The 21,512-nt window shown below is 61.0% G+C and carries 22 protein-coding genes, 2 tRNA genes and 1 riboswitch; of the genes, 1 reads left to right on the forward strand and 23 read right to left on the reverse strand.

Annotated elements, in window-relative coordinates; genetic code table 11:
• Positions 1-3: 3 nt before the first annotated feature.
• The 23 genes from nuoG to GGR20_RS01315 form a co-directional block, all read right to left on the reverse strand.
• Positions 4-2,106, reverse strand: a complete 2,103-nt coding sequence (nuoG, locus tag GGR20_RS01205) for an NADH-quinone oxidoreductase subunit NuoG (RefSeq protein ID WP_183309416.1) — start codon at positions 2,104-2,106, stop codon at positions 4-6.
• A 4-nt stretch (positions 2,107-2,110) separates the two neighbouring features.
• On the reverse strand, positions 2,111-3,418 hold the full coding sequence (gene nuoF / locus GGR20_RS01210; RefSeq protein ID WP_183309417.1) for an NADH-quinone oxidoreductase subunit NuoF: 1,308 nt from the start codon (positions 3,416-3,418) through the stop codon (positions 2,111-2,113).
• Between the two features lie 2 nt (positions 3,419-3,420).
• Complete coding sequence (locus GGR20_RS01215; protein ID WP_183309418.1) at positions 3,421-3,624, reverse strand: hypothetical protein; 204 nt, start codon at positions 3,622-3,624, stop codon at positions 3,421-3,423.
• Positions 3,625-4,941, reverse strand: coding sequence for an NADH-quinone oxidoreductase subunit NuoE (gene nuoE / locus GGR20_RS01220; RefSeq protein ID WP_183309419.1), 1,317 nt, complete (start codon positions 4,939-4,941; stop codon positions 3,625-3,627).
• Complete coding sequence (locus GGR20_RS01225; RefSeq protein ID WP_183309420.1) at positions 4,941-6,131, reverse strand: NADH-quinone oxidoreductase subunit D; 1,191 nt, start codon at positions 6,129-6,131, stop codon at positions 4,941-4,943. Before GGR20_RS01225 ends, nuoE begins: the two co-directional genes overlap by 1 nt.
• Positions 6,131-6,760, reverse strand: coding sequence for an NADH-quinone oxidoreductase subunit C (locus GGR20_RS01230; protein WP_183309421.1), 630 nt, complete (start codon positions 6,758-6,760; stop codon positions 6,131-6,133). Before GGR20_RS01230 ends, GGR20_RS01225 begins: the two co-directional genes overlap by 1 nt.
• A gap of 9 nt (positions 6,761-6,769) precedes the next feature.
• The gene (locus GGR20_RS01235; protein ID WP_183309422.1) at positions 6,770-7,351 is read right to left on the reverse strand and encodes a NuoB/complex I 20 kDa subunit family protein; all 582 of its coding nucleotides are present in this window, start codon (positions 7,349-7,351) and stop codon (positions 6,770-6,772) included.
• A complete protein-coding gene (locus tag GGR20_RS01240) occupies positions 7,342-7,707 on the reverse strand; it encodes an NADH-quinone oxidoreductase subunit A (RefSeq protein ID WP_183309423.1) in 366 nt (121 codons plus the stop codon). Before GGR20_RS01240 ends, GGR20_RS01235 begins: the two co-directional genes overlap by 10 nt.
• Positions 7,708-8,125: 418 nt before the next feature.
• Positions 8,126-8,722, reverse strand: a complete 597-nt coding sequence (locus tag GGR20_RS01245; protein WP_183309424.1) for an outer membrane protein — start codon at positions 8,720-8,722, stop codon at positions 8,126-8,128.
• Between the two features lie 316 nt (positions 8,723-9,038).
• On the reverse strand, positions 9,039-9,590 hold the full coding sequence (locus tag GGR20_RS01250) for an outer membrane protein (protein ID WP_183309425.1): 552 nt from the start codon (positions 9,588-9,590) through the stop codon (positions 9,039-9,041).
• A 224-nt stretch (positions 9,591-9,814) separates the two neighbouring features.
• Positions 9,815-10,561 carry a peptide-methionine (S)-S-oxide reductase MsrA gene (msrA, locus tag GGR20_RS01255; protein WP_183309426.1) on the reverse strand — a complete coding sequence of 249 codons (747 nt, stop codon included), beginning with the start codon at positions 10,559-10,561 and terminating at the stop codon, positions 9,815-9,817.
• A gap of 132 nt (positions 10,562-10,693) precedes the next feature.
• The gene (locus tag GGR20_RS01260; protein WP_183309427.1) at positions 10,694-12,025 is read right to left on the reverse strand and encodes an LLM class flavin-dependent oxidoreductase; all 1,332 of its coding nucleotides are present in this window, start codon (positions 12,023-12,025) and stop codon (positions 10,694-10,696) included.
• Positions 12,022-13,029, reverse strand: coding sequence for an ABC transporter substrate-binding protein (locus GGR20_RS01265; RefSeq protein WP_183309428.1), 1,008 nt, complete (start codon positions 13,027-13,029; stop codon positions 12,022-12,024). The genes GGR20_RS01260 and GGR20_RS01265 overlap by 4 nt, the downstream gene beginning before the upstream one ends.
• A 4-nt stretch (positions 13,030-13,033) precedes the next feature.
• Complete coding sequence (locus GGR20_RS01270) at positions 13,034-13,783, reverse strand: ABC transporter ATP-binding protein (RefSeq protein ID WP_183309429.1); 750 nt, start codon at positions 13,781-13,783, stop codon at positions 13,034-13,036.
• Positions 13,780-14,577, reverse strand: a complete 798-nt coding sequence (locus GGR20_RS01275; RefSeq protein WP_183309430.1) for an ABC transporter permease — start codon at positions 14,575-14,577, stop codon at positions 13,780-13,782. Before GGR20_RS01275 ends, GGR20_RS01270 begins: the two co-directional genes overlap by 4 nt.
• Positions 14,578-14,592: 15 nt before the next feature.
• On the reverse strand, positions 14,593-15,201 hold the full coding sequence (locus GGR20_RS01280) for a YkoF family thiamine/hydroxymethylpyrimidine-binding protein (protein ID WP_183309431.1): 609 nt from the start codon (positions 15,199-15,201) through the stop codon (positions 14,593-14,595).
• Positions 15,192-15,304: riboswitch (TPP riboswitch) on the reverse strand. (Overlaps the previous gene by 10 nt.)
• A 137-nt stretch (positions 15,305-15,441) precedes the next feature.
• Positions 15,442-15,975: a DUF488 domain-containing protein gene (locus GGR20_RS01285; protein WP_183309432.1), complete on the reverse strand. Its 534-nt coding sequence runs from the start codon at positions 15,973-15,975 to the stop codon at positions 15,442-15,444.
• Positions 15,972-16,184 (reverse strand): hypervirulence associated TUDOR domain-containing protein, encoded by a 213-nt coding sequence (locus GGR20_RS01290; protein WP_183309433.1) that lies wholly within the window; start codon positions 16,182-16,184, stop codon positions 15,972-15,974. The genes GGR20_RS01285 and GGR20_RS01290 overlap by 4 nt, the downstream gene beginning before the upstream one ends.
• Before the next feature lie 399 nt (positions 16,185-16,583).
• A tRNA-Asp gene (locus tag GGR20_RS01295) sits at positions 16,584-16,660 on the reverse strand.
• Positions 16,661-16,931: 271 nt separating this feature from the next.
• Positions 16,932-17,007 (reverse strand) — tRNA-Val (locus GGR20_RS01300).
• Positions 17,008-17,142: 135 nt separating this feature from the next.
• Positions 17,143-17,415 (reverse strand): HU family DNA-binding protein, encoded by a 273-nt coding sequence (locus GGR20_RS01305; protein ID WP_046104301.1) that lies wholly within the window; start codon positions 17,413-17,415, stop codon positions 17,143-17,145.
• Between the two features lie 201 nt (positions 17,416-17,616).
• Complete coding sequence (tet, locus tag GGR20_RS01310; RefSeq protein WP_183309434.1) at positions 17,617-18,816, reverse strand: Tet(A)/Tet(B)/Tet(C) family tetracycline efflux MFS transporter; 1,200 nt, start codon at positions 18,814-18,816, stop codon at positions 17,617-17,619.
• 156 nt (positions 18,817-18,972) lie between these two features.
• Positions 18,973-20,448, reverse strand: a complete 1,476-nt coding sequence (locus tag GGR20_RS01315; RefSeq protein ID WP_246349354.1) for an NAD(P)H-hydrate dehydratase — start codon at positions 20,446-20,448, stop codon at positions 18,973-18,975.
• Positions 20,449-20,792: 344 nt separating this feature from the next.
• Here GGR20_RS01315 and GGR20_RS01320 point away from each other — a divergent pair, with 344 nt between their 5' ends.
• Positions 20,793-21,443, forward strand: coding sequence for a PilZ domain-containing protein (locus GGR20_RS01320; protein ID WP_183309435.1), 651 nt, complete (start codon positions 20,793-20,795; stop codon positions 21,441-21,443).
• Positions 21,444-21,512 lie beyond the last annotated feature (69 nt).

Below are 21,512 nucleotides of genomic sequence, written 5' to 3' on the forward strand. Positions count from 1 at the left end.
CCCCTACTCCGCAGCCTGCTTGAGACCGGCGGCCATCTGGGCGCATTCGGCCATCGTCGCCGAGGCGCGGGCAATCGGATTGCTGAGATAGAAGTCTGTGACCGGCGACACGAAGGGCGCCGACTTGGTCTTGATGGTGGCCTTGCCGAGCTTGGCGACTTCGGCGGCCGAGCCGGGCGCGATTTCGTCGATGCGCGCCAGATGCGGGAATTCCGCATAGAGCGCGGCGCGGAGCTGGGCCAACGAGTTGAAAGCCAGCGGTTTGCCGATGGCGCCGGAGAGCGCACGGATGATCGCCCAATCTTCCTTGGCGTCGCCCGGTGGGAACACGGAGCGAGTGGTAACCTGCACGCGGCCCTCAGTGTTCACATAGGTGCCCGACTTCTCGGTATAGGTTGCGGCCGGCAGGATGACGTCGGCGCGGTGAGCCCCATTGTCGCCATGCGAGCCGATATAGACCACGAAGGCCTTGCCCATGGCCGACATGTCGTATTCGTCGGCGCCAAGCAGGAACAGCACATCGAGCTCGCCCTTGCCGGCGAGGCCGATCTGGTCGGCCGAGCAGACGCCGCCGTCATGCGGCACGAAGCCGATATCGAGGCCACCAACGCGGCTGGCCGCATTGTGCAGAAGCGCAAAGCCGTTCCAGTCGCCGTCGACATTGGCACCGGTGGCGAGCTTGGCTGCGAGTGCAATGGTGTCACGACCAGCCTGCTTGCCGAGATCGGCATGCGAGACAGCGCCTTCACCCACGATGATCAGGGGGCGCTTGGCGTTCTTGAGCGTCTCGGCAAAGGCGCCGTTACCGGCGGCAAGATCAGCCAGGGTTTCAAAGCCCGAACCCAGATATTCGTAGCCATAGGTCAGGTCGGCCTGTTCGCCGATGACGGCGATCGGCAGATTAGTGGCGCGCCAGGTCTTGCGGATGCGCGCATTGATCAGCGACGCTTCCTTGCGCGGGTTGGCACCTATGATGACGATGGCATCGGCCTGCTCGATCCCGGCGATGGTCGGGTTAAACAGATAGGCTGAGCGCGGCATGGACGGATCGATACCGGACATGGCAGGGCGCACGTCGGTCATGCCGGAGCCGATCGAGGCCAGCAGGCCCTTGAGGGCATACATTTCCTCGACTGCTGCGAGATCACCGGCGATGGCACCGACCTTGTTGCCGGCCTTCTTGACCTTGCTGGCAACGGCGGCGAGCGCATCTTCCCAGGTTGCAGCCTGCAGTTTGCCAGACTTGCGCACGTAGGGACGGTCCAGGCGCTGGCTCTTGAGGCCATCCCAGACGAAGCGGGTCTTGTCCGAGATCCATTCTTCGTTGATGGCCTCGTTGATGCGCGGCAGAACACGCATGACTTCGCGGCCACGGCTATCGACGCGGATGGCCGAGCCGACTGCATCCATAACGTCGATGGATTCGGTCTTGGTCAGTTCCCAGGGACGGGCGTTGAACGCGTAGGGCTTGGAGGTCAGAGCACCAACCGGGCAGAGGTCGATGACATTGCCCTGCAGCTCGCTGGTCAGAGCGCGCTCGAGGTAAGGCGTGATCTCGGCATCTTCACCGCGACCCAAAAGACCCAGTTCGGAGATGCCGGCGACCTCGGTGGTAAAGCGGACGCAGCGCGTGCAGTGAATGCAGCGGTTCATCGCCGTCTTGATCAGCGGGCCCATATATTTGTCTTCGACGGCGCGCTTGTTCTCAGCGAAACGCGAGCCAGAGACGCCATAGGCCATGGCCTGATCCTGCAGATCACACTCGCCGCCCTGATCGCAGATCGGGCAATCGAGCGGATGGTTGATGAGCAGGAATTCCATCACGCCTTCACGGGCCTTCTTGACCATGGGCGTGTTGGTGAACATTTCGGGCGCTTCGCCATTCGGGCCGGGACGAAGATCCTTGACCGACATGGCGCAAGAAGCCTGGGGCTTCGGGGGACCGCCCTTCACTTCGACCAGGCACATGCGGCAATTGCCGGCGACCGACAGGCGCTCGTGATAGCAGAAGCGCGGAATTTCGGCGCCCGCAGCCTCGGCGGCCTGCATCAGGGTGTAATGGTCGGGAACCTCGATGAGCTGCCCGTCGACTTTGAGATTTGCCATGATCTTACTCCGCCGCGATCGACGGAACAGCGCCGTCGCTGGTGGATGAATAGGTGTATTGCTCGATCCGCGCCTCGATGGTGGGGCGGAAATTGCGGATCAGGCCCTGGATCGGCCAGGCGGCCGCATCGCCCAGGGCGCAGATGGTGTGACCTTCGATCTGCTTGGTCACCTCGAACAGCATGTCGATCTCGCGCTTCTGGGCGCGACCTTGAACCATGCGTTCCATGACGCGCATCATCCAACCTGTGCCTTCGCGGCACGGCGTGCACTGGCCGCAGCTTTCATGCTTGAAGAACGCCGAGATGCGCCAGATGGCCTTGATGATATCGGTGGACTTGTCCATGACGATCATGCCGCCGGTGCCGAAGCTCGACTTCTTCTCCCGCATGCCGTCAAAATCCATGACGGCGTCCATCATGTCCTCACCGCGCACGACCGGGCACGAGGCGCCGCCCGGGATGACCGCGAGCAGATTGTCCCAACCGCCGCGAATGCCGCCGCAATGCTTTTCGATGATGTCCTTGAAGCTCTCGCCCAGGGCTTCCTCGAAGGTGGCCGGCTTATTCACATGGCCCGAGACCATGAACAGCTTGGTGCCGACATTGTTGGGGCGGCCGATGGAGGAGAACCAGGCACCCGAGCGGCGCAGGATTTCGGGCACAACGGCAATGGACTCGACATTGTTGACGGTGGTCGGGTTGCCATAGACGCCCATACCGGCCGGGAACGGCGGCTTGAGGCGCGGCTGGCCCTTCTTGCCTTCCAGACTTTCCATCAGCGCGGTTTCTTCGCCGCAGATGTAAGCGCCGGCGCCGTGATGGATGATAATATCCAAATCCCAGCCATGGACGTTGTCCTTGCCGATCAGCTTGGCGTCGTAGGCTTCCTGAACCGCTTCTTCCAGGCGCTGGCGTTCGCGGACGAACTCGCCGCGCACATAGATAAAGGCCAGGTGCGCATCCATGGCGCGGCAGGCCAAGAGGCAACCTTCGATCAGATGGTGCGGATCGTGGCGCAGGATTTCACGGTCCTTGCAGGTGCCGGGTTCAGACTCGTCGGCATTGACCAGGAGGTAATGCGGGCGGCCATCGGACTGCTTGGGCATGAACGACCATTTCAGACCCGTCGGAAAGCCAGCCCCGCCACGGCCACGCAGGCCGGACGATTTCACTTCATTGGTGATCCAGTCGCGTCCGGAATCGATGAATTCCTTGGTCCCAACCCATGAGCCGCGCTCGCGCGCGCCGTCCAGCCGCCAGTCGTGGTGGCCGTAGAGATTGGTGAAAATGCGATCTTTGTCAGCGAGCATGATCAGCTTTTCCGCTTCAACAAAAAGATAAACCAGGCAGCGACACCGATCGCTGCCCCCACTGCCGCAGCCACGAAGCTGGGCAATGAAATATTGAGAACCATTTCAAAGCCGGTGACGATAAACGTGCCCAGCACCGCATAGACCACGCCTACAGCGTAGTCCGCGATGGTCAGAGCCCGAAAATCGATACCACCAATGGTCATTTAGCGCGGGTCCTTCCCGAATACCTTGCGATATTCCTCGGCGCCGCCCTCGGCCAGCGCCTTGGCCTGCCTGAGCCAGTCGTCCCGCTCAATTCGGCCCTTGAAGTTCAGGAGTTCGTCGACACGGCTAATGTCGGCCTTCTCGAGCCCGGCAATCTGGTCGTAGCGGGTAATGCCCAGGGCATTGAGCTTGCGCTCGATGACCGGGCCAACGCCCGAGATTAGCTTCAGATTGTCGGCCGGACCGTCCGGACGTTCGAACAAGGGCGTCAGTTCGCCACCCTTCTCTACGGTCGGCGTCACTTCCTTGGGGTTAGCTGCCGGTGCTTTGACCACTGGCTTATCTTCATCGACCTGCGCCGACGTGCCGCCAATGCCTGGCGGCGTGGCGTGTGCCTTGCCGACCGCCTTGCCGTCGTCAACGCCTTCGGCGTGAGATTCAGCCCCGGTGGCGCCTTCGCGCATTGCAGTATTCGGCTTGCCGGTGGCCTTGGCGGAGGCGTCGGCTGATTTACGCTCGGCTTCTGCCTTGGCCTGGCTGACCTTGGCCTTTTCCGGCGTGCCCTTGATCGCCGGAGCGTTTTCAGCGGCAACGTCCTTGGGCTTTGCGGCGGTATCAGGTTCAGTCTTGGCAGCAGGCGCAGTAGCCGGAGCGGCTTCAGCCTCGGGCGTCGGGGGCGGCACGAATTTTTCGCGCTCGGCGGTAGGTTGCTCGAGCAGGGTCGTGCGGCCGCCGATGGCAGCAGATGTCATGCGGTCGATCTGCGGCCCGGGTGCGATGGTGTCACCCTTGCCGGCGGCGAAGGCATCCACGATTTCTTCCATACGCTCGGGCGTCAGGTCTTCGTACACATCGTGATAAATCATCACCATGGGCGCGTTCACGCAGGCGCCGAGGCACTCGACCTCTTCCCAGCTCATGGTCCCATCTTCGTTGAGATGGTGCGGCTCAGGATGGATCTTGCTCTTACAAACCTCGATCAGCCCTTCGGCCCCACGCAGCATGCAGGGGGTGGTGCCACAGACCTGGATGTGGGCGTTCTTGCCCACCGGCTGGAGCTGGAACTGGGTGTAAAAAGTCGCCACTTCGAGCACGCGGATATAGGGCATATCCAGCATCTCGGCGACCTTTTCGATGGTCGCACGGGTGACCCAGCCATCCTGATCCTGCGCACGCATGAGCAGCGGGATGACGGCAGACTGCTGACGGCCAGCCGGATAAAGCGCAATGCGCTTTTCGGCCCAGGCCTGATTTTCAGCGTTGAACGCAAAATTTGCCGGTTGCACCGACTCTTCTGCAAGGCGTCGCGTAGACATCAGCGATCCACCTCTCCGAACACAATATCAATCGACCCCAGGATCGCGGTCACGTCTGCCAGCATGTGCTTGCGGCAGAGATAGTCCATGGCACTGAGATGGGCAAAGCCCGGCGCACGGATGTGGCAGCGGTAGGGTTTGTTGGTGCCGTCGGACACCAGATAGACGCCAAACTCACCCTTGGGGGCTTCGACGGCGGCGTAGATCTCGCCAGCCGGCACCTTGAACCCTTCGGTGTAGAGCTTGAAGTGGTGGATGAGCGCCTCCATGGACTGCTTCATTTCACCGCGGCTGGGTGGCACGACCTTGCCGTCAGTCGAAGAAACGGGGCCCTTGCCGTCTGGCGCATTCAACTTGGCAATGCACTGCTTCATGATCTCATTGGCCTGACGCATTTCTTCCATGCGGATCAGGTAACGATCATAGCAATCCCCATTGGAGCCGACCGGAATGTCGAATTCCATTTCGGCATAGGCGTCATAGGGCTGGCTCTTGCGCAGATCCCAGGCAGCGCCGGAGGCGCGCACCATGACACCAGAGAAGCCGCGACCCCAAGCCTCTTCGAGCGGCACAACGCCGATATCAACATTGCGCTGCTTGAAGATGCGATTGCCGGTCAGCAGGGTGTCGATATCTTTGAGAGCGGCCGGGAATTCGTCGCAGAACACGGCGATGTCGTCGATCAACGCCTGCGGCAGATCCTGGTGGACGCCACCGGGACGGAAATAGGCCGCATGCATGCGGGCGCCAGAAGCGCGCTCATAGAAGACCATGAGTTTTTCGCGCTGCTCGAAACCCCAAAGCGGCGGGGTCAGCGCCCCAATGTCCATGGCCTGGGTGGTTACGTTCATCAGGTGTGCCAGGAGGCGGCCGATCTCGGCGTAGAGCACGCGGATGAGCTGGCCACGACGCGGCACTTCAAGCTCGAGCATGCGCTCGACGGCCAGGGCAAAGGCATGCTCCTGGTTCATCGGTGCCACGTAATCGAGCCGGTCGAAATAGGGCACAGCCTGCAAATAGGTCTTGTGCTCGATCAGCTTTTCAGTGCCGCGATGCAACAGTCCAACATGCGGATCAACGCGCTCCACCAGCTCGCCATCGAGCTCGAGGATCATGCGCAGCACGCCGTGCGCCGAGGGGTGCACGGGGCCAAAGTTCAGCGTGAAGTTGCGAACGTCGACTTCAGACATCAGTTCTTCGCCTTCTCGTCGCCTGGCAGCACGTAGTCCGTACCTTCCCAAGGCGACAAATAATCGAACGTGCGGAATTCCTGGGCCAGGGTCACCGGCTCATACACGACACGCTTGCGTTCTTCGTCGTAGCGAACCTCGACAAAGCCGGTCAGCGGGAAATCCTTGCGCAGCGGGTGTCCATCAAAGCCGTAGTCCGTGAGGATACGACGCAGATCGGGATGGCCGGAGAACAAGACGCCATAGAGGTCATAGACCTCGCGCTCGAACCAGTTGGCACCCGCAAAGACGCCACAAATCGAGGGGACGGGGGTCGCATCATCGGCTTCCAGCTTGACCCGGATGCGGTGATTCAGATGCGGGCTCAGGAAGTGATAGACCACTTCAAAGCGAGACACGCGCGCAGGATAGTCCGCGCCGCAAACGTCGACAAAGCTGATGAAGCGGCATTTCGGATCATCGCGCAGGAACGTCGCCACATTGACGATGGAATCACGCGCCACAGTGACGGTCAGGTCACCAAAGGCCACCTCAAAACCCTGGACGGCATCACCCAGGGACGAAGCGACATGCTCGCCAAGCGTCACCAGCGGGTCGACAGCAATCGGCTCGACAACAGTTTCGTCCATGCCCCTGCCCTATCGTTCGATCGTACCGTCGCGGCGAATCTTCTTCTGCAGAAGGAGAATGCCGTAAAGAAGTGCTTCTGCCGTCGGCGGACAGCCCGGGACATAAATGTCCACCGGCAGAACCCGATCACAGCCGCGCACGACGGAATAGGAATAGTGGTAGTAGCCGCCGCCATTGGCGCAACTGCCCATGGAGATGACGTAGCGCGGCTCGGGCATCTGGTCATAGACCTTGCGCAGAGCGGGCGCCATCTTGTTGGTCAGTGTACCGGCAACAATCAAAACGTCGGACTGACGCGGCGAAGCACGCGGTGCAGTTCCGAATCGTTCGATGTCGTAGCGCGGCATCGACATCTGCATCATTTCCACGGCGCAGCAGGCCAGACCGGTCTGCATCCACATCAGCGAGCCGGTACGGGCCCAGGTGATGAGTTGCGACACAGTGGTCACAAGAAAGCCCTTGTCGGCCAACTCATTGTTTACGCCAGCAAAGAACGGATCATCCGCACCAACGGGCTTGCCGGTTGCCGGATCGATCGCGCCCGTGGGCTGGGGGGTAACCAGTGTCGAACTGGACGGGCTCAATCCCATTCCAGAGCTCCCTTACGCCATTCATAGATAAAGCCGATGGTCAGCACGGCCAGGAAGATCATCATGGACCAGAACCCAAACCAGCCCACGTCCCGGAATGCGACTGCCCACGGAAAGAGGAAAGCCACTTCAAGATCAAAGATGATGAAGAGAATCGCCACGAGGTAGAATCGAACATCGACCTTCATGCGGGCATCGCCGAAGGCTTCGAAGCCAGCTTCGAAGGCCGAAACCTTCTCCGGATCGGGACGCTTCACCGCAACCAGGAAAGGCGCCACCAAAAGGGCGCCGCCAATAAGAGCGGACAAGGCGATGAAGATGACGATGGGCAGGTAATTGCTGAGCAATTCAGTCATGCGGCAGCCTAAAGTTCAAACCGGCCAGAGGGGACCGAGAAGCGCGCGGGCCGCAATGCAATTGGGGCAAACAGGCCGAAGCGCCGGTGATGGGCAACGGCTTAGACCTTCCCCCCAATCGTTTCAAGGGAAAGAAAATATGATCAAAACATTCATATAACTAAGAGGCGATTTTTCGCGCCTCATGCCCCGCCGTGAGCCCATCAGAGCAAAGGAATTGCTCTAAACGCGCGTCCACTAGCACGCTGCTATCGAGTCAGCTTCTGCGCTGATCTGCTCATCGTAGATTGAGCTGCCAGACCGGCGAAACGATTCAGGCGCCTGAAAACCAAAACGGCGGACCGAAAGAATCGGTCCGCCGCGATGGGCTGCAAGATTGCGCGCCCCGGGACGGATGCCGCCCCGAAGCACTACAAACTTAGAAGTGGTAGAATACGCCGACGGTGGCCTTAGCCGACTCGAAGAACGTGTCGTTTGCGCCACCGGTAAAGTCACCCTGGCCGACTACTTCACCGCGGACGGTGACAACGTCATTGACGGCGAACTCAACACCACCACCGAGCTGGTAGACACCAGTCGAGGTGCCAGCAGTGTTGTTGAAGCCCACACCACCCAGTGCGTAGATCAGCGCATTGTCGGTGACAACGGCACCGGCACGGAGATTCGCGAAGAACTCAGCCGAGCTTGTCGGAGCAGCAGCGGTGTTCCACAGGTAGTCTGCAGTGACTTCAACACCGAGCAGGACCGGATCCATCGGGATGAAATTCACACCGACGGCAGCACCAACGACACCATAGGTGGTGGCGTCCGGAAGACCGGCGTAGTTATTGGCGCCGGCCTGGTCACCAGTGAAGAGACCGCCGAGACGGGCACCGACATAGAGGCCTTCCCAGTCGAAACCGGCCGGAGCGTAGATCGGCTCCGGAGTGGTCGGGATGATGAGGTCAGCAGCCTGAGCGCCACCAACCATGAGAGCCGCGGCGGAAACGCCAATGGCCAAAGAACGTACAAACATGTCTTGCACTCCCATAGAGTTAACCGTAGTCGACCGATAGATGCCTGACAGGCGCGTGACTGGCAAGAGAGCGCAACAGCAAATTTGCTAGCGCGGATAAGATTCGGTGACCATTTCCGGGCAGGTGTTGCACGAACACACCGGAATTGGTTCAATTTGATACAATTGCCATGTTCTGCCCCCTGCCCGCGCGCTTCGCGCAGGCAATTGTGGCGCCGGAACCTCTCCTGCCATTTAGCTGACACAATTTCGCCAAGAACACAATCGGCCCCGCATGCACGCATGCGAGGCCGATCGAGCAACCGCCAGGTGCGCACTAGAAGTGGTAGCTGGCGCCCAGAGTGAACTGATTCTTGTCATTGCCGCCCTGAACAGGAAAGCCATGCAGATATTGGGCACGCACCGAAATGTCATCGGTGACCGCCAGTTCAACGCCACCACCAAGGAGGGCGTCCTCCTCACCGGGAGGGCCCATGTCGATGCCGTAGCCGCCAGCTGCATAGACAGCCACGTTGTCGGAGACAACCAGGCCGGCACGACCAAGGACCTGACCGTAGGTCGTTTCGCCGACTGTTCCGTTCTCCAACAGACCGCTGACCGCCACTTCGGCGCCCAGCAGATAGAAATCGAACTGGGCGTTCACACCGGCCTGAATACCGAGACCATATTGTGTGCCGCTAGTCGAACCGTTCTGCGCGGTGCCATGCACGCCGGCATAAAAACCGCTCCAATCGAATCCCGCAGCATCAACCATAGGCAATTCGGCCTGGGTGGAGGTCGGCACGGTAATAAGGTCGGCAGCCATGGCAGCACCGGCGGGAACTGTGGTGGCGAGGGCCGCGAGGGCAATAGTTGCTGCGATCCGCATTGCTGTCATCCTTGTACTGAGCCATCTGTTGCAGCCGAAACGCCCCCATTAAATGGGAGTTCCGGGATGGTTTTCCGCGACGACGACCGCGGTTTTGGCTGCCCTTGCAACCATTCGCGGGTCGCCGCACGCCTAGTTTTGCAGGCCTTTTGGGGCCAAACGCGACGATCTGACGGCCAGGGCAAGGCAATTAATCGGTGTGACCGCGAGGCCACACTCAGCCATCAGCTCGCCGGCAGCATCCCTACAAGCACCGGTTCGGAGCGGAACTTGTCGGGAAAAAGCTCTTCAAGGGCCGCGATCTTGGGTAGATCGTGGACCACGATATAGGGCCAGTCCGGATTGAGCGTCAGGAAATCCTGATGGTACTGCTCGGCCGGATAGAAGGCCTCGAAGGGTTCAAGGGTGGTTACGATCGGCCCCTCGAACAGACCGGTCGCATCCAGCTGGTCGATATAGGCTTCGGCCACGCGGCGCTGATCGGGGTTCATCGTGAAGATGGTCGAGCGATATTGCGTGCCGCGATCCGGACCCTGAAAGTTCAGTTGTGTGGCGTTGTGCGCGACCGAGAAATAGACGTGCATCAATTCGCCGAAACTGACGACCTGCGGGTCGTAGGTAATCTCGACGGTTTCGGCATGGCCAGTGTCACCGCGATTGGTCCTGTCATAGGTAGCGGTGGCCGCCTCGCCCCCGGAATAGCCCGACACTGCATTGGTGACGCCCTTGACCCGCTGGAACACGCCCTGGACGCCCCAGAAGCAGCCACCGGCGAAGATCGCGATCGCGGTATTACCCGCTTCCTCAAGATCCTGCGCCGGGGCCGGAATCACGACGGGCTCTTCCTGCGCTTGCGCCGGCAGTCCGGCAAACGGCAAGGCGAGTGCAGACAATGCGGCCAGGCCAGCCAGCAGGCGGCGGCGCGGCAGGCGATCTGCAAATGCGAAATGTGGTGACCGGCTTTCGGGCATCTTGAATCCTCATGCTGAACCTTTGCCAGCAAGTACGGTCATCATGCGCCTGAAGTTACGCCGGATCATCCGGCTCACGACTATATGATGAATGGCACCCCATGAAGAGCGATCCGGGGCGCATTGCTCAGCTCAAATGGAGCCAGCCGAGCCATCGGACGAGGACAAGCCAAGGCGTTGGCGGAGGGTCGGGTGATGGTCTACAGCAAACAGTCCCCTTGCGACGAGCGCGGGGATGACGAAATCGACAAAGCTCTGCAGGTCGGCTGGCATGACGGGGGCCATGACGTTGAAGCCGTCCGCTGCGCCATTTTCGAACCATAGCTGCATTGTGGCTGCAATATCTGCGCCCGTTCCAATCGCGAGCAAATGCCCGCGCCCGCTGGCGAGGCGCATGAGGAGCTGCCGCAGTGTCAGGTCGTCTTTGCGGGCGATATTGACCAGAACGGCGACGCGGCTCTGGCTTGATTGGATCTGTGCCGCATCGGCGCCGATCGTGTCGGGCAATAGCGCATCGAGATCTGCCTTGGAGAGATCTGTTCCGAGGAATTCAGAGAGCTTGGCCAGGACATGCTCGATGACCATAAAGCTATTCATTTGCGCCAGGCGGTGCTCGGCCTGCTGCCGAGTGGGCGCGGCGACAGGGACGATGCCGGGGTAGATCAGAGGGCTGTCGGGCCGGCGGCCATGCTGGACGGCGCGCGCCTTCATGTCCCGGTAGAAGGCCTGGGCGTCGGCCAAGTCGGACTGCACGGTAAAAACCATATCGGCATAGCGGGCGGCGAAGTCGCGGCCCGCTTCGGACGCACCGGCTTGCGCAAGGATTGGACGGCCTTGCGGCGAGCGCGGTACGTTGAGCGGACCGCGGCTGCGCACAAAAGCACCGTCGTGGTTTATAGGCTGAACCTTCGCGGGGTCGAGATACCGGCCTGATGGCTTGTCGGCAATGCGGGCATCCGCTTCCCACGAGTTCCATAGGGCAATTGTGGCATCTGTAACGTCCGCGGCTCGGGCGTAGCGCTCGGCGTGGTCAGGCATCGCGTCGAGCCCGAAATTGTAGGCCTCGAGCGGATTGGAGGAGGTGACGATGTTCCACCCCGCCCGGCCCTTGCTTATGTGGTCGAGCGAGTCAAAGCGTCGGGCGAGATGGAACGGATGGTCAAAGCTCGTCGAGGCCGTTCCGATCAGCCCGATGCGGCTGGTGACCGCCGCCATAGCAGAGAGAATGACGAGTGGGTCCATGGCGTCGGACATATGCCGGTCGGCACTCTGCTGGAGGGCGAGCACGTCCCCCAGGAACAGGGCATCGAAGCCGCCTTCTTCCGCCCGCCGCGCCAGTTCCAGCCAATAGCCAGGATCTGTCGCGGCAAGAGGATTGCTCTCGGGCATGCGCCAGCCCGCCTCATGGCTGCCCAGGCCGAATATCACGGCATTGAGCCCCATGCGCTGCCGGCTTGCCCTCATGGCGTGGTGGCCAGGTAGGCGTTGGTAAATGCGCTGGCGACATCGGGCGGGCTGGCTAGGGCAACGCCATCGCCATCTTTTAGGATGCCGGCGTCGAACAGGAATGAGGCCATGGCTTCCATCTTGGCCCGGTCGATAGTGCCGACGGCACCGTTTTCGCCCTTGAGATAGTGCCCGTCGATCAAGGCCTGAAGGGAGGCGCGGACGAAGTCGCGATCGAGCAGAACGTCAGCATTTGCGGCAACCAGGATATCGGTCGCTTCGTCGGGATGAGCGACGGCATAGTCATAGCCCGCCTGGCTGGCCGTGATGAAGGCCCGGGCCGTATCGGCATTGGCGGCGAGATAGGCGGCGCTGGTGCCGATGAAGTTGGTGTGCTGGTCGGGCACACCAAAATCGGCATAGCGGAAAGCGCGCTGCGCCGGGCCGTCGCGCTCGGCCTTGACGCCCTCCCAGGTATAGACCTCCAGAGTGAAGTCGACGGCACCATTGGCGAGCGCTTCATAGGCCGAGGTGCCCAGGGTGATGGTTTCGAATTCACCCGTGCCGCCATCATGGCGGATGATGGTGCCGATCAGGGCCGATTCCCAGGCGCTGCCGAAGCCGCCATAGATCTTGCCGTCGAGATCGCTTGGGGTCTCGATATCGTCGCGGTCGGCCCGGAAGACGAGGCGTCCGGTTTCGGTCTGTACCAAAGCATAGGTCGCAACCAGATCGGCACCCGCCGCACGCTGGGTGAAGAGGCCGATAGAGCCCAGGATGCCGAAATCGGCAACCCTATTGGCCACGAGGGCGCCGGCCGAGGTATCGGTATAGGGCAGGATTTCAACCGCAAGGCCCGCCTCTTCGTAGAAGCCCTTGGCCTGCGCCACATACAGGCCGATATGGTTGGTATTGGGCGTCCAGTCGAGGGCGACGGTCACCGGAACCGCCTGAGCGATAGCGGGCGTCACGGCGAGGCTGGCGGCAACACCGAGTGCCAGGATCTTGCGGAAAATAGACATGGGTTTAGTCCTTCGGGTTTAGCAGGGTCTGCAGGATGTCCGCCTCGATCGCGCCAAGGGCCGGCGATCCCACGCCTTGGCGTGGATGTTCGAACGGGAGATGGAATTGATGGGCGACACGGGCCGGGCGGGATGTCAGCACGTAGATGCGGTCCGACAGCAGCACGGCTTCGCGCACGTCATGGGTGATGAGGAGGACCGTCCAGCGGTGTCGGGTCCACATGGTCGCGAGCCAACGCTGCATCTGGGCGCGGGTCAGCGCATCGAGCGCTCCAAAGGGCTCATCGAGCAACAGCATCGGGCGCTGCTGCACCACGGTGCGCAGCAAGGCGGCGCGCTGACGCATGCCGCCCGACAACTGGGCGGGATAGTGGTGTTCAAAACCGGCGAGCCCGAATTCGGCGAAGAGCGGCGCAACGCGGGCGCGTGCGGCCTTACGGCCCACCCCCTGAACCTCAAGCCCCAGCGTGGCATTGTCGAGCATCCGGCGCCATGGCATGAGCGCATCGCCTTGCGGCATGAAGGCAAAGCAGTGCCGGTCCCGCGCTAGCGGCTGGCCGTCCATCAGCATCTCGCCGGCATCAGGCGCCGTGGCACCCGTCAGCAGCTGCAAGATGGTGGACTTGCCGGCGCCCGAGGGGCCCAGAATCGAGACAAACTCGCCTCGCGGGACAGTGAGGCTGATATCGTCGAGAACTTCGGTGGCGCCGAACCGCTTGCGCAGATTGACCAACTCCAGACGCAGCGGGCTCATGGCCGCCTCTCCGACAGCCGGGCCCAGGGCATGGCGGCGCGTTGCAGCAGCACGGTCGCTCCAAACAGCAACAAGGTCAGCGTCGCGCTGACAAACACCGCCGCGAGCACCAGATCGGGCCGGAAGTTGTTCTTGGCATTGAGGATATAGATGCCCAGACCCCGGGCGGCGCCGGCATATTCGGCAAAGATCGCGCCGACCACGGCATAGGTGATCGAAATGCGCAGACCTGCAAAGAAATAGGGCAAAGCCGAAGGCAGGCGGGCCATGACGAAGATGCGCCCGCGAGAGGCGCCCATGGAAGCCAGCAGGGCCGCGATATTGCGGTCGGTCGACTCATAGCCCTGAGCCAGAGCCACCAGCATGGGAAAAAAGGTAACGAGCGCCACCAGCACGATTTTCGGCGTCAGCCCGAAACCGAACCACAACACGACCAGCGGGGCGATGGCCACCAGGGGCAAGGTCTGGGTGATGATGAAGACGGGGAAGAGCGCTCGCCGCAGCGGCCGGAAAAAATCGATAAGGACCGAGAACAGGAAGGCTGCGCTCAGCGAAGCGGCAAAGCCGAAGGCGGTGGCTTGCACGGTGGCCATGCTGTGGCGCGCCAAGGCGTCGCGCTGCTCCCATGCCTGAAAGAGGATGCGCGATGGGGCGGGCAAGGTCGTGGCGGAAATGCCCGAGAGTTGAACATAGGCTTCCCAGCCGGCAAACAGCGCCGCTACCGCGGCGACAGGCGGGCCAACATGGTTGAGCAGGCGCGCAAGGACGCGCCGTGGGGCAGAGGCGTCGGACATGGATCGACCTTCCGTTCAGCTGGCGCTGGGACTGTTGGCCGAAACCGTCAAATCGATGGTGACATGTCCTTCGGGTGGACCGAAGCTGCAGAAGGCCTGCTCCAGGGTCGCGAACAGGGCGCCGCTGTCGCCCCTGAGCTTGGTGGCGAAATGCTTGGACGTTTCAAAGGTGCCGGACTGCTTGAGGAATTCGACGCAGCCGTAGATTTCGTCCATGTGGTTGCCCTGGCCCATGACGTAGAGCGAAAGCTGGGCCACCAAGGGCACATCCAGCTTCGGGGCATTCGCGACAGCTGAAAGCGCTGCGGCCTGTCGTTGCGCGAGCGGCGCCATCGGCCCCTCGAAATGGGATGATGCGCAGATGGCATCATCGGGTTCGCCTGGGCAGCCGCGCGATATCGCTGCCGAGAGCGTGCAATGCACACCGGTACGGGCGGCGGCGCTGAACAAATCCCGCATGGCGGGGAACATTACTTCGGGCGGACCAACGAGGAGGGTCGAGACATCATCAGTCTCGACACGCAATCGGTCGCGGTAAGGCGTGAGCGCGCGCAGTGCGCTCGTGATGACGCCGACGAAATCGTCGGTCATTGGATAAAGGGAAATCTGTGCGCCTGAAAACATCGCCCGCCTCGCTCCGCTGGAATTACCCAGATCAGCTTTTAGGGTCCGAAGGCTTCCTGCCCTCATCTCAGCCCCGACCTACGGAGCACCCCTGTGGATGAGTTCACCATAATCGCCGCCGGCCGCAGAATGCAAGCCCGCTTAACCTGTGGGGTGCCAATTCGCTCTACGCGCGGCGCAAGAAGTGCGCATCTGATCTCGGTAATCCGTCCATTCCAGCGGCTTCCATGCCTGGTCATGCTAGGCTGCCGGGTAGACTACCGCTCCATCTTCTCGCAAGCGAGCAACCTCAGTCGGTCGTGCGTCGTCCATGCGGCCCGGTGCCATCAAATGGCGCACCTCGTAGCCATGTAAAAGCAGGTAATCCGTGATTATCCTGCGATGGCAGCGCCACCAAACGGCCTCTGAGCACATGATCGCCAGCGAACGGTCTTGTCCCAGTTCCACGAGCCGACGGAAGGCGTCGCGAAAATCCGCGCACAAGGCGTAGTCTGCATAGTTGTGAAAGCTCTGCACCCGCCAAAACGCGTTCAGGCTTTCATCAACGTCTGGCTGTTTCGGACGACGTCCACCAAGTGCCAACATGTGCCTATAGTCAATTTGATGCCGGGCCAACACCTGCGGGAACAGGTCAACATTGAAGTCAGGATTACTACGTGACTTCGGAAATGAGCGCACGTCGACGAGCAAGCGGATCTCAGCCTCGCGCAACATGTCGATGACAGTCTCCGGCGACCTGTTCGAGTGCCCGATGGTGGCGAAACCAGCGCTCATGACTTGAGCTTGGTCAATGCGCCTTCTTTGTGCGCCGCAACATGATCGGTCTTATCGCTCTCAATCAAATATTGCGGGTCTTGCTCGGAAGCGCGATGACGATGGCCCTTAAAATCGAAATCTGACGCGTGAATTTTCACGATATGACCGCTGACGCGCCCAGCTTCTGAATTCCAGCTTACATGATCACCGACTGAGTATTTTGCCATGATTAGCTCCTTTGTTCAGCCAACATGAGACTGAACAAGAGGTTCCGTACGCACTGCTAGATACCCGCTCAGCAAGGTTCGGCTTGTCTCGTTCAGCGCATGGGGCTGAACAGGCGATCTGCCGGGAAACCGAAACCACGGGCGCCCAGCGCGACGGATACGTCCCGCCATGCTCCAGCACCACGCGCACCGCTCGGGTTCGCACTTTGGAAGAAACTAAACTCTCGGGAGAAAACTTGTTCGTTGCCTAGCTCACCAGGTTCGAATCCCAATCGGGAGCCAGAGCCTCCGGCAGTCCCGGCGCAGTCCAGATCAACAGCCGATGTTCAAATATTGAAACTCGGTCAAACCAGAAGTCGAAACTGTGAGGAGAGAAACGCGCAAACCCTAGGAAAAGGGTGGCGCGAGAGACGGGGCTCGAACCCGCGACCTCCGGCGTGACAGGCCGGCGCTCTAACCAACTGAGCTACTCCCGCAGCGCTTGCGAACAAGTCGTTCGCGCAACGTGGCGTCCATGTACTGGGCGCCCATTGTGAAGTCAAGCGCCCTGCCCGCATTCTGTCGCACAAAATGCGCATTTGCCTGCAGAGGCTGTGGATAACTTTTTTAGATCAAGGGATAGAGCCAAAAAGCTGATGCAGTGGATCAGCACAGCGCCGCGAGGGGGCATGTTCAGGGATGTACCCTACGCACGGGCCCCACGGATGGGCCGAGCTGACCGGCCTAACTCTGCACATGATTGGAAAATGGTGGGCGATGACGGGCTCGAACCGCCGACATCTTCGGTGTAAACGAAGCGCTCTACCAACTGAGCTAATCGCCCGCAGCGGCCTGAGCCGACTGAGTGGCGCCCTGATTAGGGCGCTAGTCCCTGCCCGTCAACTAACATTTGCAGGAATAAAAACGGCCCCGGCGAAATCGCGCGGGGCCGGTTGCCAAAGTCCGGCAGAACGCAATCTTAGTTGATGGCGTCCTTGAGACCCTTACCGGGCTTGAACTTAGCCTGGTTCGAAGCCGGAATCTGAATCTCGGCGCCAGTGGCCGGATTGCGGCCGGTCGAAGCCTTACGCTGGGAGACGGCAAAAGTGCCGAAGCCGACCAGACGAACTTCGTCGCCGCCCTTGAGAGCAGCGGTAATGGCTTCGAACACTGCGTCAACCGCTTCGGCGGCCTGTGCTTTGGTGATCGTAGCCTTGTCGGCAACGACGCCAACCAGATCGTTTTTGTTCATAGCGTTTCCTCACAGTGAATGCCCGCCGTCTCTGGCGAACGAAAACGCCGACAACCTTTTGTGATTCTGCGCTTGGCGCAAGGAAATCCGGGGGTTTTCGGCTGCCCGACGGTGCAAAGCTGTTAATGAACCGGAAAAAACGCCCCCGCAAGCCCGCAATGGGCGAAAAGCCCCGTATTCCGGGGATTGTCCCCGTTTTGCCTAACTGCGGCGTACCGATTGCACAGTCGGGGTGCGTCGAACGCGCGTCATCAACGGTACTGCCAGGAGATAAACGCAGATTGCGACCAGCCAAATTGCGCCTGGCCAGCTCGGACGCAGGCCATGATAGCTCATGGAAAAGAAGAGCGGTCCGAACACCGAAGCGAGGCTTACAAGGCTGGCCAGAACGCCCTGTAGCTGGCCCTGCCGTTCCGAATCGACTTGCCGGGTCAATAAAGATTGCAGGGCCGGCATGCCGATGCCGCCGAGAGCGAAGATGGGCATGATAACAAAGACCAGCCAGCCTTGCCCGGACAGGGACATGACCAGCATGGCGGCGATCTCACAGGCCATGCCCAGCAACAAGGCCCATCGTTCACCCAGTCGCGCTACAGCGGGGCCGGTGAGGAAGGCCTGCGCGATGGCGTGTAACAGACCATATGCCCCTAGTGAGAGGCCGATCATCATGCCGTTCCAGGCGAAGACATCCTCGCCGAAGATGGCCCAGATAGTGCCATAGACTGTGCCGACCAGATTCATGATGAGATAGATCGCCATGAGCGGGATAAGCGCTTTGAACGTCAGCGCCCAGGCCAGGGGCTTGAACGGGTTCAGCGTGCCCCTTGTGAAGCGTGTGCCTTTGTGGCCGGGGCGGGATTCGGGCAAAAGAAACAATGCCAGGGCAAAATTGGCGCCGTTGAGCAGCGCGGCAGTCAGGAAGGGCGAGCGCAGCCAGATGTCGCCGAGAATGCCGCCAAGCACCGGACCGATAATAAAGCCGATTCCGAACATGGCGTGGAACAGGCCGAATCGCCGGGCCCTTTGCTCTTCAGTCGAAATATCGGTGATGTAGGCGGTCGCTACCGCCATATTGGCGCTGGTGATGCCAGCAATGGCGCGACCGATCACCAGCAACCAGAGCTCCGGAGCAAAGGCCATGACCAGATAGTCGATGGCCGCACCTGCCAACGATACCAACAGGACCGGCCGTCGACCGAATCGGTCGCTCAACACACCGAGGATGGGCGAGAACAGGAACTGGCAGGCCGAATAGAGCGCCAGCATCACGCCCAAAAGCGTGGCGATGTCAGTGGTGTGGCCCACATCGCGTAACAGGGCTGGCAGAATGGGGAAGATCAGCCCGATACCCACGGCATCGAGCATGACTGCGGCGAGGATAACGATCAGCGCCTTGTTCATAGGGCAGCTCCAGACATACGCGCCGCACTGGATAGGACCGCAAGCCCAGTTGAGGTCCAGCCCGGTTGATCAAGCTGATGTAGTCAAACCGGCTGTCGGCAGCAACGGCAATGGCCTGACGCCGTGACACGGCATGGCAGGAAGCCGACCCACTTTCTATGATGAGTGTGTGGCGAGTATCTTGGGCAGCAAAGGTGGCAGATCCTCGCTCAACATGCCCGGACCGCCAAATTGATTGGCCGATTCGGCGTGCAGCCACACGGCTGCGCTGGCCGCGTCAAACCCGGCCATACCCTGAGCGAGCAGTCCTGCAACGATACCCGCCAGGACGTCCCCTGCCCCGGCGGTTCCAAGCCAATATGGCGCATTGTCGTTGATCGCCGCACGGCCATCCGGCGCGGCGATGACGGTGTCACGCCCTTTCAGGATGACAAAGGCGCCCGACTGACTGGCCGCGCTGCGCGACCGAGCGAGCTTGTCGCCCGCCAAATCAGGGAAAAGGCGCCCGAATTCGCCCTCATGAGGGGTCAACACGACAGGCGCAGTTCGTTTCCGGATCAGGCTGAATAGCTGCTCGGGCTGATCTGCAAAGCTGGTCAGGGCATCAGCATCCAGCACAAGGGCTGCTGTTGCAGCCAGTGCAGCCTCAACATTCTCTCTGGTTGCCGGTCCGATACCGGCCGCCGGGCCGATGACACAGGCATTATTTCGCTCGTCAGCCAGTATGTCCCCCAGCTCGCCTGCGGTTGGCGCCGGTCGAAGCATGATGGCCGTGACGTTCGCTGCGTGGATCCTGAGGGCCTCCTCAGTGCCACAAAGCGTAACAAGCCCCGCACCGATCCTGAAGGCGCCCATCGCAGCAAGACGCGCAGCGCCTGTCTGCAAGGGACCGCCAGACAGGACCACAACATGTCCGCGATCAAACTTGTGGCCATCGCTGGCCGGGCTCGGGAGCGCCCACTGACCGGCCGAATTGCGCCAGGCCTGTGGCCGGATGGTATCAAGGACACTGGCGGGTATGCCGATGTCGGCAAGAGTGAGATGGCCACACAGATCGCGACCCGGCATCAGGAGGTGACCAGGCTTGCGTCGAAAGAAGGTTACGGTTGAACGGGCGTTGATTGCGACGCCCCTGACTGCCCCCGTGGCTCCATCGACGCCGCTGGGCACGTCGATGCTGACAACAGGCAGCGCGGATTGGTTCACGGCCTCTATGACCGCGCCGAGCGGCCCAGTGATGTCCCGGTCGACGCCAGCACCGAGCAAAGCGTCCACGACAAGGGTAGCACCCTCAAGCGATAGCGGGCCTGTTTCGCGTGGGCCCGTCCAGCGGGCCGCCATCTCTGCAGCATCTCCGTGCAGCCGCCTCTGGTCCACGACACACCAGAGACGCACCGGCCAACCCATTTCCTGCAGCAGTCGTGCGACGACAAAGCCATCGCCGCCATTATTGCCAGGCCCGCACAACACCAGCACCGGGCAGACCGGAAAATTGGCGACGATCGTATCGCAGACGGCCCGGCCGGCTTGTTCCATCAGGTCCAGGGAGGCGACGCCGGACTGCACCGCCAGACGGTCGGCTTGAGCCATTTCTGCGGGCGTCAGTAGGGAATTGAGGTGCTGTATGGACATTCGGATGACCGAAACTGGGGAATGTGAACGATCGGAAACATCAGATCAGGAACGAATTTACATCAGATGCGCCGATTGACCATCGATTGGGGAAAACTCCTTAAGGAGTGCCTCCGGTTCATTTGGGCGCTAGCGGGTGGCTATGCCCCCTGCCAGGTGTTCGCCGTCCAGTTTATCCAGCCCCAGGGGTTCGACGAGCTCGGACACCCGATCAAACCAGCTAAGGCGCCCACCTAACAGCGTATACTGATCGTCACCGAGTTCGATAAGATGCGATCAAGCACTGCAATACTGCGGTGACACGACTGATGCATGCTCATTCGACCACCAAACGGAGGTTGAACTTGCCCGAAGTTCTGGAACGCCCGACAATAGCCCTGCACGGCATCACTAGCGTGGCAGGGCGCTATGTTATCGGGGAGCAGAAAACCCTTCCCGGGATCAACCTGTTCGCGTGCCGACTGCGCATGATTGGCAGCGACAATATGCGGATTACGGCCCCCGTCATTCCGCAACTGAGCGAGCAGGTTACAACCAGCTTCAACTCCTTCGGAACCTTGACCGGCCGAGTGAGCCGTCAATTCGACGACGGATTCGAAATCAGCATCGAGCACGATGCCGGAGGCCGAGAGAGCCTCAATGCCCGCATCACCAGTTTCAGTGACAAAATCTGGACGGCAGAGACTGATCGACGTGCGGCGCAACGTATCATGCCCAGCAATCCACGCACCGTAATCGCCCGTCCGGACAATTGGTCCCAGCCCTGCCTGATTGTCGACTACTCAATCTCAGGTGCAGCCGTGTCAGCGGCCTTTCAACCCGAGGTTGGGGAGATCGTCACCGTGGGCCAGGTCACCGGCGAAGTGGTGCGCCAGTTCGATTTCGGCTTTGCGGTACGCTTCTTCGAGCCGCAAAACGCCGATCATCTGGAGGGGCTTCTGGAAGCGCCGGATGAATGGCGCGAGGTGATGCGAAGGACGTTCAAGGCGGTCTGACGCGTTTCGACAGCAAGCGGCTTCGCAGAGGCCAAAAAGAAAGGGGCCCCAAAAGGCCCCTTCCCTGTA

Source organism: Devosia subaequoris, assembly GCF_014197055.1.
GTDB classification, from domain to species: domain Bacteria; phylum Pseudomonadota; class Alphaproteobacteria; order Rhizobiales; family Devosiaceae; genus Devosia; species Devosia subaequoris.